Source organism: Chryseosolibacter indicum (assembly GCF_018598585.1).
Lineage (GTDB): Bacteria > Bacteroidota > Bacteroidia > Cytophagales > Cyclobacteriaceae > Chryseosolibacter > Chryseosolibacter indicus.
The window spans coordinates 1-16,351 of the sequence record NZ_JAHESD010000037.1 but is presented as its reverse complement, the minus strand read 5'-3'; the positions used below and the strand labels follow the sequence as shown (position 1 = coordinate 16,351).

General features: G+C 39.9%; 14 protein-coding genes. 6 read left to right on the top strand and 8 right to left on the bottom strand.

Translation table 11 applies throughout. From position 1 onward, the window contains the following. Window positions 1-72: 72 nt before the first annotated feature. The 4 genes from KK060_RS15425 to KK060_RS15410 all read left to right on the top strand — a co-directional run bounded on the left by KK060_RS15425 (window position 73) and on the right by KK060_RS15410 (window position 5,541). A complete protein-coding gene (locus tag KK060_RS15425) occupies window positions 73-3,123 on the top strand; it encodes an ATP-binding cassette domain-containing protein (RefSeq protein ID WP_254154656.1) in 3,051 nt (1,016 codons plus the stop codon). 55 nt (window positions 3,124-3,178) lie between these two features. Then, the gene (locus KK060_RS15420) at window positions 3,179-3,946 is read left to right on the top strand and encodes a YdcF family protein (protein WP_254154655.1); all 768 of its coding nucleotides are present in this window, start codon (window positions 3,179-3,181) and stop codon (window positions 3,944-3,946) included. Window positions 3,947-3,948: 2 nt separating this feature from the next. Next, the gene (locus KK060_RS15415) at window positions 3,949-4,338 is read left to right on the top strand and encodes a rhodanese-like domain-containing protein (protein ID WP_254154654.1); all 390 of its coding nucleotides are present in this window, start codon (window positions 3,949-3,951) and stop codon (window positions 4,336-4,338) included. Window positions 4,339-4,704: 366 nt separating this feature from the next. Continuing rightward, window positions 4,705-5,541, top strand: a complete 837-nt coding sequence (locus KK060_RS15410; RefSeq protein WP_254154653.1) for an alpha/beta fold hydrolase — start codon at window positions 4,705-4,707, stop codon at window positions 5,539-5,541. Between the two features lie 42 nt (window positions 5,542-5,583). Here the strand turns inward: KK060_RS15410 and KK060_RS15405 are convergent, their stop codons facing one another. The 3 genes from KK060_RS15405 to KK060_RS15395 form a co-directional block, all read right to left on the bottom strand. Then, complete coding sequence (locus tag KK060_RS15405) at window positions 5,584-5,898, bottom strand: hypothetical protein (protein WP_254154652.1); 315 nt, start codon at window positions 5,896-5,898, stop codon at window positions 5,584-5,586. Between the two features lie 10 nt (window positions 5,899-5,908). Continuing rightward, window positions 5,909-6,991 (bottom strand): FecR family protein, encoded by a 1,083-nt coding sequence (locus KK060_RS15400; protein ID WP_254154651.1) that lies wholly within the window; start codon window positions 6,989-6,991, stop codon window positions 5,909-5,911. A gap of 216 nt (window positions 6,992-7,207) precedes the next feature. Then, window positions 7,208-7,771: an RNA polymerase sigma-70 factor gene (locus tag KK060_RS15395; RefSeq protein WP_254154650.1), complete on the bottom strand. Its 564-nt coding sequence runs from the start codon at window positions 7,769-7,771 to the stop codon at window positions 7,208-7,210. A gap of 138 nt (window positions 7,772-7,909) precedes the next feature. Between KK060_RS15395 and KK060_RS15390 the strand changes: the two genes are divergently transcribed. Together KK060_RS15390 and KK060_RS15385 are read left to right on the top strand one after the other, a co-directional pair. After that, on the top strand, window positions 7,910-8,533 hold the full coding sequence (locus tag KK060_RS15390) for a hypothetical protein (RefSeq protein ID WP_254154649.1): 624 nt from the start codon (window positions 7,910-7,912) through the stop codon (window positions 8,531-8,533). A 14-nt stretch (window positions 8,534-8,547) separates the two neighbouring features. Beyond that, window positions 8,548-8,781 carry a hypothetical protein gene (locus KK060_RS15385; RefSeq protein WP_254154648.1) on the top strand — a complete coding sequence of 78 codons (234 nt, stop codon included), beginning with the start codon at window positions 8,548-8,550 and terminating at the stop codon, window positions 8,779-8,781. A gap of 85 nt (window positions 8,782-8,866) precedes the next feature. Here KK060_RS15385 and KK060_RS15380 read toward each other — a convergent pair whose 3' ends face one another. The 5 genes from KK060_RS15380 to KK060_RS15360 form a co-directional block, all read right to left on the bottom strand. After that, window positions 8,867-10,522 carry an SGNH/GDSL hydrolase family protein gene (locus KK060_RS15380; protein ID WP_254154647.1) on the bottom strand — a complete coding sequence of 552 codons (1,656 nt, stop codon included), beginning with the start codon at window positions 10,520-10,522 and terminating at the stop codon, window positions 8,867-8,869. An 18-nt stretch (window positions 10,523-10,540) separates the two neighbouring features. Continuing rightward, complete coding sequence (locus KK060_RS15375) at window positions 10,541-13,270, bottom strand: TonB-dependent receptor (RefSeq protein WP_254154646.1); 2,730 nt, start codon at window positions 13,268-13,270, stop codon at window positions 10,541-10,543. A gap of 127 nt (window positions 13,271-13,397) precedes the next feature. Beyond that, a complete protein-coding gene (gene gldC / locus KK060_RS15370) occupies window positions 13,398-13,730 on the bottom strand; it encodes a gliding motility protein GldC (RefSeq protein ID WP_254154645.1) in 333 nt (110 codons plus the stop codon). 75 nt (window positions 13,731-13,805) lie between these two features. After that, window positions 13,806-15,764, bottom strand: coding sequence for an acetoacetate--CoA ligase (locus KK060_RS15365; RefSeq protein ID WP_254154644.1), 1,959 nt, complete (start codon window positions 15,762-15,764; stop codon window positions 13,806-13,808). 35 nt (window positions 15,765-15,799) lie between these two features. Next, the coding region (locus KK060_RS15360) for a riboflavin kinase (protein ID WP_302180100.1) at window positions 15,800-16,351 on the bottom strand (552 nt) is incomplete at its 5' end.

Below are 16,351 nucleotides of genomic sequence, written 5' to 3'. Positions count from 1 at the left end.
TTTCACCGGTCCCTTTTTTATGGTAGAAACTGCATCTTTCATTATCTTTAGCGCCTAACCAAATAACCCACCATGAGCGAAGCATTACTCAAAGCCATTCTACGCTTATTTGCCCAGGTAGCCAGAGAAGGCGGAGTAACAAAACAAGAAAGGGAACAGATCAGCTTCTTTCTACATGAGCATCTGAGTAAACCAGCTGTTGATAATTACCTTCATCAATTTGATGAATACATTAAAACTCTTGCCGATACACATGTCGATGAAAATACCATTCGTAAACTGTGCCAGGAGATAAATGCCCAGCTTACGCAGAAACAAAAGGTTGTTATTATCCTTGAATTAATTACAATTATTCAGGCTGATGGAAATATTTCTGCGCATGAAGACCATCTGATGAAAGTAATAGGGGAGACATTTAAGGTGAATGAGGAGGAGATCGACGCCATTGAGGTTTTTGTGTTGGGCAACAAAGCAGAGCAATTAGATCATCCGGATATTCTGATTATTGATTCTTTACTTACATCTAATTTCTCAAAAGCAAAACACATTGTAAGAACTCATCTCTATGGGTTTATTTCAGTTCTTCATGTTAAACAGAACGATCTCTATTTTATAAAGTACCTTGGTGCTACCGATGTGTTTCTTAACGGAGTGCCTGTAAAACCAGGAAGGATAAGTGTGTTGGCGGTAGGAAGTTTGCTACGGTGGGATAAGGATGAGCCTGTATACTATGGTTCTATACTTAAGCAATTTGTAAACTTTGCCAGCTTAAATAGAATTTCCTTTGAAGCAAAGAATATAAGCTTCAAGTTTAAGAATGGAAAGTTAGGCTTAAGAGATGTTAATCTCGCTACTGAATCTGGGAATTTGATCGCATTGATGGGAGCAAGCGGTGCAGGGAAATCTACCTTACTGCACGTACTTAACGGATCTGAAAAACCCTCGGAAGGACAGGTGCTGATTAATGGTATTGACATTCACAAAAATCCGGAGCGCATTGAAGGTGTCATTGGTTTTGTTCCTCAGGACGACCTGCTTATTGAAGACCTTACCGTATATCAGAATCTGTATTATGCTGCTAGGTTATGCTTTAGCCATAAAAGCGAAGCTGAAATAGATGGTCTTGTGATGACCGTGCTCGAAGACCTGGGCCTTGCAGAAAGTAAAGACCTGAAAGTAGGCTCGCCGTTACATAAGACAATAAGCGGTGGGCAAAGAAAGCGACTAAACATTGGTCTGGAACTTCTTCGCGAGCCAGCGGTGCTGTTCTGCGATGAGCCTACCAGTGGTCTATCCTCGCGCGATTCTGAAAACATTATCGACCTGCTAAAAGAGCTTTCCCTTAAAGGTAAGCTTGTGTTTGCTGTAATTCATCAGCCTTCATCAGACATTTTCAAAATGTTTGATAAGCTTGTGATACTCGATACAGGTGGATACCAGATCTATTATGGTAATCCGGTTGATGCTATTGTGTACTTCAAGCGCACAATTAACATGATCAACAGTGAGGAAGGGGAGTGCCACGAATGTGGTAATGTTAACCCTGAGCAGATTTTCAACATCATAGAATCGAAGGTGATCAATGAATATGGACATTTTACAAATGAGCGTAAGATAAGTGCACAGCAATGGAATGAGTCTTATCTCAAGTACCATAGGCCAATCACTATCAAACCTTCTGATGATGTACCGCATTCTACATTGAATATTCCTACGCGCTTGAAGCAAACGCGCTTGTTCTCTTTGAGGGATATCCAAGCTAAAATTCATAATACGCAATACATGGTCATCAACCTTCTTGAGGCTCCTGTACTTGCTTTTATACTTGCATTTATTGTAAGGTATTATAATGTTGACGATAAACACCTCACAGGATATTTATTTGGAAAGAATCTGAATATTCCTGCTTACTTATTTATGAGCGTAATCGTAGCCCTTTTTATGGGGTTAACAGTTAGTGCTGAGGAAATTATCAGAGACAGAAAGATTCTTAAGCGAGAAGCGTTCCTTCATTTAAGTCGCAGCAGTTATATTCTCTCGAAGATCTCGATACTGTTTATGTTATCGGCCATACAAACCTTTATGTTTGTACTGGTTGGAAATTATATTCTTGAAATTGAAGGTCTCTTCCTGGAGCATTGGCTGATACTGTTTACCACCTCATGTTTTGCTAACCTGTTAGGACTTAATATCTCTTCAGGCTTTAACTCTGCAGTTACTATCTATATACTTATACCGTTATTACTGATTCCACAACTTATATTAAGTGGGGTTGTCGTAAAGTTTGATAAGCTTAATCCTACCATAGGTAATACAGCTACAGTACCCTTTGTTGGAGATCTAATGGCTTCGCGCTGGGCTTTTGAGGCAGCTATGGTAACGCAGTTTAAGGATAATCGCTTTGGAGAGGAATTTTATAAGTATGATAAAGCCATGGCCAACGCCGACTTTCAAAAAGTGTATCTCATTCCAGAACTTGAAACAAGGCTTCAATACTGTCTTCAGAGTTATAAGTCTAAAGACGATGCGGACCGTGCAAAGGTAGCCACCGATCTGCAACTTATACAGGCAGAAGTGGTTAAGGAGCTTGAGGTTGTAGGTCAAGATAAATACAAAGGTGTTAGCGATTTAACTGTTACTAAGTTCGATTCAACCGTGTATGAAAATCTTTCAGCGTTTTTGAATCAGCTCAAGCAATTCTATATGAAGCGATATAATGCTGCAGATCAGGTAAAAGAAAAGCGCATACAAGAGCTTACAAGCACAGTTGAAAAAGAAAAAGCATTTGAAAAGTTAAGAGAGTCATATCATAACGACGCAGTTGCTGAACTTGTTAAGAACCTGACTGAAACCCACCGCATTATTGAAAGCGACGGCAGGCTTGTACAAAAAATCTATCCGATATATAAAGATCCCGACCCTGAGCACATGGTTGATTTTGATGCGCAGTTCTATATGCCGTCGAAGCACTTTCTGAATACGCGGGTAGATACGTTGTTCTTTAACACAGGCGTGATTTGGTCCATGACGTTTGTTCTTGCATTAACACTTTATTTCGATGTTTTAAGAAGGATTATTGACGGCATTGGTAACCTTTCAAATCCAATCTACAGGCGCAAGTAAAAGTGTATAATGAAGTGTGTGGTTGTTTTATGTGATTTCTATAATCGGGCTGATTATGTTTTTTGTTCTTTCTAAAGTATTAGGTTATCTCATTCAACCTTTTACAATTGTATGTGTTCTGTTCATTGTAAGTGTTTTGATTAAAAATACAAAGTGGCGCAAACGTACTTTTTGGACTGCATTTGTGATGCTTCTCTTCTTCTCTAATGACTTTATTGCGAACGAAGCAATGCGTGCGTGGGAAGTTAAGGCAAAACCTTTTAAAGAGATGCGCAAGTACAAGCTGGCCATTGTGCTCACTGGTTCAACCCAGGGAGATCTCTATCCTAGTGATCGAGTTTATTTTAGCAAGGGTGCCGATAGGGTAGTACATACAGTGCAATTATACAAGCTTGGTCTTGTAGAGAAGATATTGATTAGCGGAGGTTCAGGGCGGTTGGTTACAGAAGACGAGCCAGAAGCTAATAAATTCAGAAGTGCAATGATATTGATGGGGGTGCCTGAAGAGGTAATTTTAATTGAAAATGAGACACGCAATACGGCAGAATCAGCAATTGAAGTTCAAAAGCTGCTGAAGCAGATGAACTATAAGTCTGAAGATTGTCTGCTGGTAACTTCAGCATTTCATATGAGGCGCTCCATTGCCTGCTACAGAAAGGTGGGGCTAAACATTGAAACTTTTAGCACTGATTTTTACACGCATCAGCGCAATTTTTATCCTGATACTCTTTTTATTCCCAAGCTGGAGGCGTTTTCACTTTGGCAGAGGCTGATAAAAGAGTGGGTTGGTATAGTAGCCTATAAATTTGCAGGTTATATTTGAGTATGAAAACATTTGTATTCATTTCAATATTAGTTGCCGCTTCTGTTACGGCTTTTTCACAAGGTAATGTTATATCAGAAGACCTTACAGCTGAACAGTTCAAAACGAAGCTCGAGTCGAAGCCAGGAGCTGTGTTGCTTGATTTGAGAACACCGGATGAATTAAAGAAAGGCATGCTTCCGCACGCGGTGCAGATAGACTATTTCAATAAGAATTTCGAAGACCAGATAAGAGCGTTGGACAAGAATAAGGTGTATTTCATTTATTGCGCAGGTGGAGGCAGAAGTGGCGAAACAAAAGAGTTGATGGCAAAAGAAGGATTTAAGGAAGTATATAATCTTCCTGAAGGTTTTGATGGATGGAAGAAAAAGAAGATGCCTATCCAGGAGTAGCTTAGGAAAACGTATACACCAGTTGTTCTTTAAAAGAAGCTAGGTTTAGCTGATTTAGATTTAATTTGAAGCCCTTTTAAAAACAGTGAGTTAAGCAGGAGCCAGGTTTTCAAATACAAACCTGGAAAAAACGGACCGCAGAACGGCGCAGAATTTTGCTATTGACCCTGATAGTAATAAGATGAAGAAGACCAGGTTTTCAGCACTTAATCTTACGGGCCTTCTTTATAAATACAATCTGGATATAGAGTAAGAAAACCTTGCTTACTTCCTAATATTCATCTAATTATCTAATTCTATTTTAGTTTAGCCGCATGCTTAGCTGGCATTGTATTATTCGGTGTTGGCGAAATTTCTAATAAGCAAATGGAAACTTTCAACCATGCAAACGGCATTACCTTACACTGCTCGGAGGAGGGCGAGGGGAATAAAGAAGCAATTATATTTCTGCATGGTTTTCCTGAATATGGTGGCGCATGGAAGAAGCAATTGGATTTTATGGCCAGTGTGGGTTATCATGCTATAGCACCTGACCAGCGAGGCTATAACATGAGTAGCAAACCTGAAGGAGTAAAAGCTTATATTATTGATAACCTTGTAGCAGACATTGTCGCATTAATTGGTACTAGAAAAGTTTTTCTGGTTGGCCATGATTGGGGAGGTTGCGTTGCCTGGGAAGTAGCGATTCGGCATCCCTCGTTATTAAAGAAGCTTGTAATATTGAACATGCCTCATCCTGCGGTAATGTTGCATGAGGTAAAGACTAATCCCAAACAAATGATTAAGAGTTGGTACCAGGCTTTGTTTCAATTGCCTGTATTGCCCGAGCTTTTGCTGAAGGTGTTTAACTTTAAGTTTTTAGAGAGGTCTCTGCTAAATACTTCGATTAAAGGTACTTTTGATAGTGAAGATCTTACCAGATATAAACACGCATGGCAACAGCCGAATGCGTTAACATCAATGCTTCATTGGTATAGAGCGTTTAAGTACTACAAATCGACTAACGACGTTACTGTCAATGTCCCGACCTTAATCATCTGGGGTAAGAAGGATCAGTTTCTATCAGCGGAGATGGCAGAAAAAAGTAAGGACCATTGTGCTAATGGCAAACTTGTGATGTTACAAGATGCCACACATTGGCTTCATCACGAGAAGACGGAGAAGGTGAATAAGCTAATACTTGAGTTTATTCAAGAGGCCTAAGCGAACTATTGTTGCGGTAGGCGCTTACAGCATCACCATTTGTTAAAATCCCCAGTCACTAATGCTTCTGTTTTCTCCGAGAAGCATATTCTTTATCGACCTCAACATTTCTATAACACCCTTCTCTTTCTTCTTAAGGCATAGGTCTCTTTCACGCCAGGCATCTTCCATTAACTTCTTATATTTCTCTCCTTCTTCATGCTTTTGTCTTGCAATTGAAATTTTAGAATTGAGGTCCGCTATCATCACATTATTGATAGGACTTTTGGGACCCAGGTTTGTGTGAAGGTTGATAATTTTTTCACCAATACAAATAATTGTTTTTGCTTCGGCTTCAATTACTACTGTATCGTTCATAATGTAGAGATTAGAATGAGTTATTGGCTGTTGCTTTAGCAGATTTAATGGTAATATTTACAGCTTTGGTATCTGTAAAAACATCTAAAAGTCGTTTTTTATAATGTAGTTTTTTCCCAGGGTATACTGCGTCATAAATTACAATATTTGAGTTTACAGCAGTACCACCTGGCTTTGTGTAGGAGACGTTGAGAACAATTTTCGTATAAGCAGCAAGGTTACCGTGATTAGTCAATGTCCCCTCAATCACTGACTGATTAATTTGATTCTTTTTCCATGAATAAGTATTAGAGAGAAACTTTTGCGGGTTATTCTTTTCATCCTCGAAAGCAGGGTTGTTAAGCTCTCTCCATTTGGCAAAAGTGGGATCATCGTTTTTCGTTTTATGCAAACCGGACTTTGTACTTTCTACCGCTTTCTCATGTGCATTAACAACTGCCCGCTCATTTTCAGAAACATTGCGATCGGAAAACTTAACAACACCCTCTGCTACCGTAAGTGTTACTGCAGTATCACCTTGTTCTTTTAGATTGAAGGAGGTACCTAATACCTGCGTTATGGTATTTTTGGTAGTAACTGTAAAAGCAGTTGTATCCTTTCTAACAGATAAAAATGCCTCCCCTGAAAGCTCAACATGGCGTTTTTTAAAATCTTTTGAATAGGTAAGCTTACTATTAACGTTAAGCCAGACTTTACTGCTATCAGGAAGGTATAGCGTGGCCACTTTGTCACCACTAGCAAACATTATTTCGTCCTTAATCGAAGATTTAAATGTGAAGTAGGAGATGATGAAAATGATGGTGACACTTGCTGCAATTTTAAGCGCATGCGTGCTAATAAAGGAGATAACTTTATTACCAGATTGCGTGTTGTTAATCCTGCTTTTTGTTTCAATAAGAAACTTAGAAGAATCTATATAAGGATATTGCAGGCGTACTGTTGCACTATCCCAGATCTTCTTTGCTTCTGAAAAGGTGACTCTGTTTTCTTCTGATGCTGTAATCCACTGTTCTATTTCAGCCTTTTCTGCATCTGTTAGTTCACCATTAAAATACGAAACAAACTTGCTTAATTGTTCTTTATCAATCTCCATAAAATTAAAAGTACTACCTGTATCTCACCTTTGTCTTCTTATGAGGGCTAAATTTTGCATAAGTAGGACATACATGAGAAGAACAGGAACTTAGTATTGTCACCGTTAAAATGGTTAGAAGAATCATCTTTTTCATTGAAAATGGGGTTTATTTCTTGTATCTATATTTCTATAGCACACAACACCGCCTATACCCCTAACCAGTATGAAAAAAAATTAAAAGAGAATATAAAATAAGAGGCTTGCTGCGAGCAGGATTGCCAGAAATTCGAGTGTTAAGAAGGGTTTAAGGTCCTGGCGCAGTTTTTCAAGGGCTATTCCCATCTGGCTTTCAACTGTTTTTACTGATAATCCAAGGGTTTCTGCTATTTCCTGGTATTTTAGTCCCTCGTGCCGGCTCAGAAGAAAAATTGTTTTGCATTGCGGGGGGAGGCGGTCGATCGCTTGCCTGACGCGTAATTCAAGCTCACCATAAGCAGGAGATTCGGGGCCTGAGGGTGCTATTAGCATTGAAATTTCCTGGTAATCATCCAGTTTATAGGATGTCTTCAGCTTTCTCAAAGCATTGAGCGAGGTATGAGAGGTGGCTTTGAAGAGATAATTTTTTATCTGTTCGCCGAACTGAATTGAGTGTCTGTTCTTCCAAAGACTAGTAAATACCTCCTGTACAACATCTTTAGCAATATCTCTATCTCTAACAATATTATAGGCAAGGTTCAATAGCTCACGGTGGTATTTTAGAAAAAGTGTGTCGAAGTCTTGTTGTGCCAGTTCGCCCATGAATCCGTAAAAAGTACTTAAAAGTAGCGTTTAAAGGCTAAAAATAGAATTTAAAATTATTGTTAAAATTTTTTCAATGCACTACAGGGTAAGGGCCGGTTTAAATACTAAAGGTGTAGATAAACCAAAATTATTAAAATGAAGTACAGGTACATTCTTATTGTATTGATGTTAACGATTACTATTTCACAAGCACAGACAAAGAAACAAAGCGCAGGAAAAAACAAAGCAACAAGTTCAACACCAACCAATTGGGGTGTTGGAATTCGCCTGGGAGACCCACTTGGAGTATCTGCTAAGAAATATCTGGCTAATGGGAAGGCACTTGAGTTTAATATCGGACAATCAAGTTATTGGGGATATGATTACCGTGATCGGTTTTATGACGATCGAGATTTCAGAGATTACTATTATTTAGGCCATAGAAAAAATAGTGCAATAAGCATTCAAGGTCATTTACTTTTTCAAAAAGACTTCCCCAATGCTCAAGGACTTCAGTGGTACTGGGGTGTTGGACCTCAGCTCAGGTTTAACACCTTCACATATAGATACCGTTACAGCGAAAGAAATACATGGGTACACGTTTCAGAAAAGGTTACCGATGTAGACTTTGGTGTTGACGGAGTTATTGGCTTGGAATATCACATTCCAGGTGCGCCTCTTTCTGCTTTTGCAGATATAAATCTACTTCTGGAACTGGCGGATGATCCATTCAACTTCTTTGGCCAGGGAGGTATAGGTATCAGATACAATTTTAACTAGTAACCGTTTTAACAATGAAAATAAGATTATTCAGAGTTTGCCTGATTTGCGTTGTAGTTCTTTTTCTTGCTTCATGTTCCAGTAAAACGGTGGTGATAACACCGAAGAAAACACCTCCTGGACATGAAAAGAAAGTAGCAGGCAACCAATCAGCCAAATCACATGCCCCTGGGCAACAGAAAAAGGCAGCTGGACATCAGTCTGCTAAGCCACATGCTCCCGGACAACAGAAGAAAAAGGGTCATTAGTAATATACTTTTTTTCTCTGCTAGACAAAAATAAAAGAGACTGCATGGAGAGCAGTCTCTTTTATTTTATCTAAGTCCTGTTTGATTACCGAGGTAAACCATTAGCGCTGTATTTGCTAATGTTTACTTTAGGAACAGAAGCACCAAATTTAGTATTGATGGCGTCAATGAAGATGTTGGCTAAATAAGCATATCCTCTTTGATTTGGGTGGATTCCGTCTTCTGAGAAACCACCAGTAGGAGGCGCTAATGTTGGAGTAATGGTTACACCGTTAACAACGTCAGCACCTGCCATTTTCAATTGATTAAATTTACCATTAACATCAACTAGCGCTACCCTGTCGCCGCCTAATTGTGCTACAGCATTTGCTATAATAGTGTTAAATTCATTCGTACGAGTTTGAATTGCAGTAATTTCATTTGCTGTTAATGCATACTGATCTGGTAATGGTACAGCTACACCCCATACCGTAGTAGGATCTTGCGGATTAGCAAGTGTACCTAACACAGCTCCGGCCCCAAGAGGTACAAGCTCGCCAGCTACCAATGGTCTCGATTGTTCATAAGGCACAAGTCTTTGACGTTGTTCTTGAGTAATGGCATTTACAGAAAGTAAGACGTCAAATTTAGGACCTAAGTCTTCCAGGTCTTCGTCGTTGATAAGAATAGGATTATTGCCCAGCTGATAACTAACTTTTCTTTTTGCAGCCTCTGCTGCAGAAATAAGACCATTGGCGGATAAACCATCAAGAGCACTATTTAATCCAGCAAAGGCTGCATTTAATTGTGCCACAGTAGCAACGTCAGTTGGTTTTGCTTCATCAAATGCAATCCGATTCCATGTTACTGTATTAAAATAGGCAATTGAAGTAATATCAGGGATGTTAGCAACAGCACCTTTTACATTAGGAACAGAAAGTAATGTTTGAAGAGCACCTTGATATTGCATAGTAAAATCTGCTGTAGATGTCATTTGAACACCGGTACTCGCAGCACCACCTATAGCATATCCTAACACATCGTTATTTCCAATTTCCATAAGAAAAAACGTACCCCCATTTGCCAGGGAGGTAGTAGCATCCTGAAGAATGGTGCTAGTACCTGCACCTCCATCCGAGGCGAAACGTGCATAAAAAGGATTAAAGCCTGCTGCGGGATTTGGATTACTCCAATTACCTGTAGCTGTTGTAAAAATTTGTCCTAGGACGATCCCTGGTACTCCAAAGTTATTCAGGTCTTTTGTAGGCACGGCGCCCTGAGAACCCGCATACATAAAATTAGGATTCACCTGAGGATTTGGTATGCTTGAAGCTGCAGCCTCTTGGCTAGGATATTTATAAGGTGCAGGTGCTGCGCCATAGATAAATAACCGCCCTAAAAAGATATTTCCAACAGGGTTCGTTCCTCCTGTATAGAATCCATATTCTGAGCGGATATCCGGTTGGTTGAATGTTTCGCTTCCGCCGACGCAAACAAATTGTTTTGATAGGATTTTCGGTAATGAATTCTGCTGACCTGCGTCAAACAAAGCACCTGACTGGTAGCCCGCCATCAATGAATTACCAATGGCTACAACTTTAGTAAAATCTGCTGATCCTTTAGATGCACCTTGGGGGCATGCATCTGTTCCTACGTTTGTTAAGTCTGGCTCTGGTTGTTGTAAATCTATAGTGTCTTGCTCGCAGGCGCTGAGAGCAAGTATCAATGCCAATGTATATCCAAGATATTTTATCTTTTTCATAAGTATATGCTTTGGGGATTAACGGAAGAATTCATCAAATGTAAGCGAGATATAATATTGCTGACCAACAAATGGTCCGCCTAGGTTTGTGCGATAATCGCCACCTGCTATGTTAGAGCCACCTAATTTAACGATGGTTTTTATAGATGGAACACGATAGCTTACCTGAGCATCTACTACACCAAATGAAGGAACATTCCATGAACCAAAATCAGATTCCCAAAGGAATTCATCCTGCCAACGGTAGTTTACACTGAAGCCAATATTTTTAACAACCTTTCTGTTTGCAATACCAATATTGAATTTGTGCTCAGGCGTGTTGAAGCCCGAGCGGAAGCTTGGGTCCTGATCTTTGTCCTCTTCAAGCGTTGCATAATTATAGTTTGCATTGAACTGGTACCCTTTCGGAAGATTGTATGTTACACCAAAACCTACACCAAAAGAGGCCACAGTAGCAGGAGAGTTTACATAAGGAGAGAATATTGTTCCCGCAGGAACTTCTCTACCCTGATGAGTCGTAGGATTTTTACTTGCAACATCTAATGAGCCAATAAAGTCCTCGTAACTGTTGTAGTATGCGTTTACATCAAAAAGGAAATTCTTATTAACTACACCCTTATAACCTACTTCAAAAGCGCTTAACTTCTCGGGTTGTACAGATGCGATATTCGCCTGAACAAGATCTGCCGTGTTCCCAGTTCTGCGGAATGTTTCATAAGAAGCTCTTGTCCATGAACCTCCGTTGTGTACTCCGTAGCGTTCAGCATTTGCTTTCGCGCTTCCTAACAATATGTTTGTTCCAGCAGGGAAGTAGATAAACTGCGCCTGTGTATCAGGGTTTCTAAATCCTGTTTGGAAGGAAGCACGGATGTTATGGTTTTGATTGAAAGTATAAACAGCGGAGATCCTTGGTGTCACCCGGCCGTCAAAGTTTTCATTTTTGTCATATCTCAACGATCCTGTCAGCTTAAGCGATTCAAGGAAAGTTTTAGAGATCTGGGTATAAACACCGAATTCGTTTATAGTTATTCTGTTGAAATCTGTTCCATCATCAGGATCTTCATTAAAGATAGTTCCGTCAGAGAATAAGCTGTACTGACGAACGTTACCACCTACCTGTATTTCTGCAAACTTTATTTGATGAGCAAAGTTGTAGTTGAATTCTCCATGATACAACCTAGAGTTGTCAATAAACTTTGCACCTGCAGGATTGCGTTGGAAGTAGTCATTTCTTACACTTTCAATAAGTGCTTTTCTTTCCTGTTCCGTTAAAGCATTTCGTCCTGCATCGGCCCGGGTACGCGCAGCTTGATGCGCTGCAGCAGAGTTTCCGGCAGGTACACCAGGGAGATAGCCTTGCATGGCAAGTACGTAAGTTTGTGCATAGGTAGGTGCCCATTCAGTTGCTGTAGGGCTTATTCTTTCATTCAGATTCGCGCCTAATGCAGCCATATTGTAAGAGTCACCAGCGTCAGTTGCTGTTATATAGCCTCTTACAAAGAAGTTATCTGACTTTAACTCAACTTTATGGAACTGTTGTGTAAAATCTCTGAGTGCATACTTCTGCGAACCCTGGTATACCGAACTACCGCCGCCAAAACGATAATTATATAAAGCTTCTACTTTATCAGTTATTCTATAATGAAGTGCGGCGTCTCCTTTGATACTTCTTGCGTCATAGTTATCGATTATGTCCTCTTCTTTCCATCCTGTTCTTCGTAAATCAAGGGAACCAAATGTTCCTCCAATAGGAACAGGAATTACTACTTCATCGCCATATGTATTAACACCATTAAAATTAGGTTGGCCAGAAAGATCAATTTTTGATTCCGGATTAACTACATCAGTCTTGTAGTCGTTGCTATGCCAGTCTTCGGCGTCCAATATGGAGAAGTTTACTTTGAAGGCGAACTTGTTATTGAATGACTTCGCGTAACGTAGTCCAAAGTTATACATTGGATAAGCTTTGCCTTGCGCATCTGAGGTTGTGATACCTCCTTTAAATTGAGCGCTTAAGCCCTGGTATTCAAAAGGACTTTTACTGCGCATAATAAGAATACCATTAAAAGCATTTGGCCCGTAAAGCGCTGATGCAGCCCCTGGTACAAGCTCCATGCTTTCTGCATCTAATTCACCGATACCTACAATGTTACCTGTAGGGAAGTTCAATAGGGGGGCTTGTGTATCTATACCGTCAACAAGCTGAACAAATCTAACATTTGCAATGGTGGCAAATCCTCTGGTGTTTACCTGCGGAAAATTTAAACTACTTGAAGTGAATTGAACTCCTTTAACAGAAGCTAAGGCTTCATAAAATTCAGGTGCTGGAGTCTGCTGTATTGCAAGCAAATCAACCTTTTCAACAGTAACGGGAGAACGCATAATGCTCTCTTCAACACGTGAGGCAGATACTACGATCTCCTGACCCAGAACCGTTTGTTCACTAAGTTTAATATCGAGTCCTGTAGCACTGTTGTCGCTAATAGATACTTCCTGAGATTGATAACCAACAAAAGAAAAGACAAGTGTAAAAGGAGGAGCATCATTGACAGCAAGAGAGAATTGTCCATTGGTATTTGTAATGGTGCCAATCACTTTTCCTTTAACAACAATATTCACCCCTGCTAATGTCTCTCCAGTAGCGGCATCCGCGACTTTTCCCGAGATAGTGGTTTGGGCATAAACCGCGGAATTGAGCAACATTACTAAAGTAATTGCTGCCCATAAACCATTGTAAAAATGCTTCATAGAATGTTTAAGTAGTTGAATTTTAAAGAAATAGGGTTATTAGAAATGCAATATGTTATGCATACAGAGCATTTCTTTCTGTAAAGTACAAATTTTTAGAATAAAACAAACGATTGAAAGGCCGTTTCTATTTGTTTTCCTCTTGCAGGTGTTTAACCAGCTTTTCGCAAAGTGCATTGGTTTCGCTGGCCATGTATTCATCGCCGGTGGAAGTAAGGATACTTTGGGCTAATCCGCCGATACAATCAATGAAAAATCGCTTCATCTCTTCAACGGGCATGTCTTTGGTCCAAAGGTCAATACGAAGGGTGTTCTTTTGTTTGCTATCCCAAAGAGCTACGCTAATAGACTTAGTTTCAGATAACTGAGGGTCTGGTTTATCGGTAGCATCCCATTGTATTTTTTCAGGAATGTTATTTTGATCTAAATGTACGGTGAAGTTGATGCTTGATTTCTTCATTTGGCAAATGTAAAGGATAGTTGATTTTCTTTCCTGCTATTTAAAATCTTTTTCAGTGTAGGCCGAAGGCGGCGGCTATGGCCTTTTGTGTTTGAACAGGGTAATAAAGTGATCAATAGATTTAGGATTTCTTAAAGAGCCAAAGTTTACTACTGTTTTAGGATCTTTTCCCATCAGTATTTTTTTAACTGGAGTTTCGGTCTTCTTTCCGCTGATCGTATAAGGAATATCTTCAACTGCTACAACTTCATCCGGAACATGTCGAGGACTATATTCATTTTTGATTACTGTATTGATTTTCTTTTTAATATCATCAGTTAAAGTATGATCTGCTTTCATTACAACAAACAGAGGCATCCAGAACTCTCCCTTCTCTTTTTCAATGCAAATGATCAAACTGTCTTTCACTTCTTCAACTTTATCTACTGCACGATAAATCTCGCTTGTTCCAATTCTTACACCACCGCGGTTTAATGTTGCATCAGATCTTCCATAGATTATCACTCCCTGTCTGCTTGTAATTTCAATCCAATCACCGTGGCGCCAAACTCCAGGGAACATTTCAAAGTAACTTTCTTTGTATCTCTCGAAGGTTGGATCATTCCAGAAAAATACGGGCATAGAAGGCATGGGTTTGCTGATCACCATCTCGCCAACACTATTGGTGATCGACTTCCCATCGTCATCAAAAGCTTCTAGCTTGCAGCCTAAAGCTCTGCATTGAATTTCACCAGCATAAACAGGCCAAAGCGGATTACCCCCAACAAATGCACTACACACATCAGTGCCACCACTCATTGAAGCCAGCCAGATGTCTTGTTTAACATGCTGGTAAATCCACTCGAAACCTTCGGGTGGCAAAGTGCTTCCTGTTGAGCCGATTGATCGGAGATTGGCAAGTTGCAATTTTTTGGATGGTGTAATTCCTTCTTTCAGGTTGGCAAGGATAAACGCAGCGCTCGTCCCGAAGTGATGTATTTCCGATTGCTCAGCATACTCCCATAATACACTTAAGTCAGGGTATCCCGGGCTTCCATCATATAACACCATAGTGCCTCCTGTGAGCAAGCTTCCATGAATGTAATTCCACATCATCCATCCTGTTGTAGTATACCAGAAGCAACGCTCTCCTGGTTTAAAGTCGTTATGAAATGAACCGTACTTTAGTTGTTCGAGCAAAATGCCACCATGAGAATGTGTAATCGCTTTGGGTAGACCTGTTGTGCCTGATGAATATAAGATCCAGATAGGATGGTTAAAAGAGACGCGTGTAAATTCAGGGGCTGCATTATCATTGCGCTGAATGTCCTTCCATAAGATTACTTGTTTGGTGCTTACAAGTTTAGACTGATCCGATACGAGAATGATACATTTCAGTGAGGGGAGCGCATTGATGAGATCTTGAACAACAGAAGTTTTGTCAAAAGATTTTCCGTTGTAAGTATATTGGTCAACTGCAAAAAGGACCTTCGGTTCTATTTGGTTAAATCTATCTATCACAGCATTAGTCCCAAAGTCGGGAGAACAGCTAGACCAGACTGCGCCAATAGATGTGGTAGCCAAGAGGGCCATGGAAGCTTCAGGAATGCATGGAAGATAAGCTGCTATTGTATCACCTTGCTGAATACCCTCTGCCTTAAAAAGAGCTTGTAATGCAGAAACCGACATTGATAATTCTTTCCAGCTTACTTCCCTCAGTGCAGTAGACTCACTTTTAAATAGGATAGCAGGGTGCGTATCATTGGCTTTTCTAAAAATATGCTCTGCATAATTAAGTTTAGTGCCTTCAAACCATTTTACTGCAGGCATTTCGCCGGAGTAGATCTGTGAGATCTCTCCGTCATGTAGTATATCAAAGTATTCCCAGATGCTTTTCCAGAAACTGTTAATATCAGTAACAGACCAATTCCATAATGCCTGATAATCAGAGAAGGTAAGTTGCTTGCGTTCTCGTAACCAATCTATGTAATGACGAAGGTTAGCATCCTTCTTCATTTTCTCCGACGGCGTCCACAAAAGGTGAGATGATTCCATAAAACAAGTTTACAAAAAAATGTAAACCTTATGGATTAGATAGAAGATAAAAGCCTCAGAGCGTCAAGCTTGTCTAACTTTAGCTGGTCTTTTAATTGTTCAAGGTCGCTAAACTTTGCATCGCCGCGAATAAGGTGATGTAAATTGATTGTGATATTTTCACCATAAACATCTTTGTCGAATTCAAAGATATTCACTTCAATGTTTAATTTGTTGCCATTAATTGTAGGGCGATAACCTATGTAAAGCATGCCTTTGTATAAGTCACGCTCGTGCTGAACGGTTACCGCATAAATACCTTCCATTGGTATGAGTTTATGCTTGCTGTCTAATTCAAGGTTCGCAGTAGGAAAACCCAACAGTCTGCCAATCTTATCACCAGCAATAACGCGACCTGTAAGACTATAACTACGACCAAGGAAATGGCTAGCAGTTAGTACATCGCCCTGCTCAAGTGCTTTACGGATTTTAGTTGAGCTAACGCCTACATTATCAACATCCTGTCGTGGGATTTCTTCAACTTCAAATCCGTATTGAGGAGCGTTCACTTTAAGTTGTTGAAAACGTGCTTCACGGTTTTTGCGCAA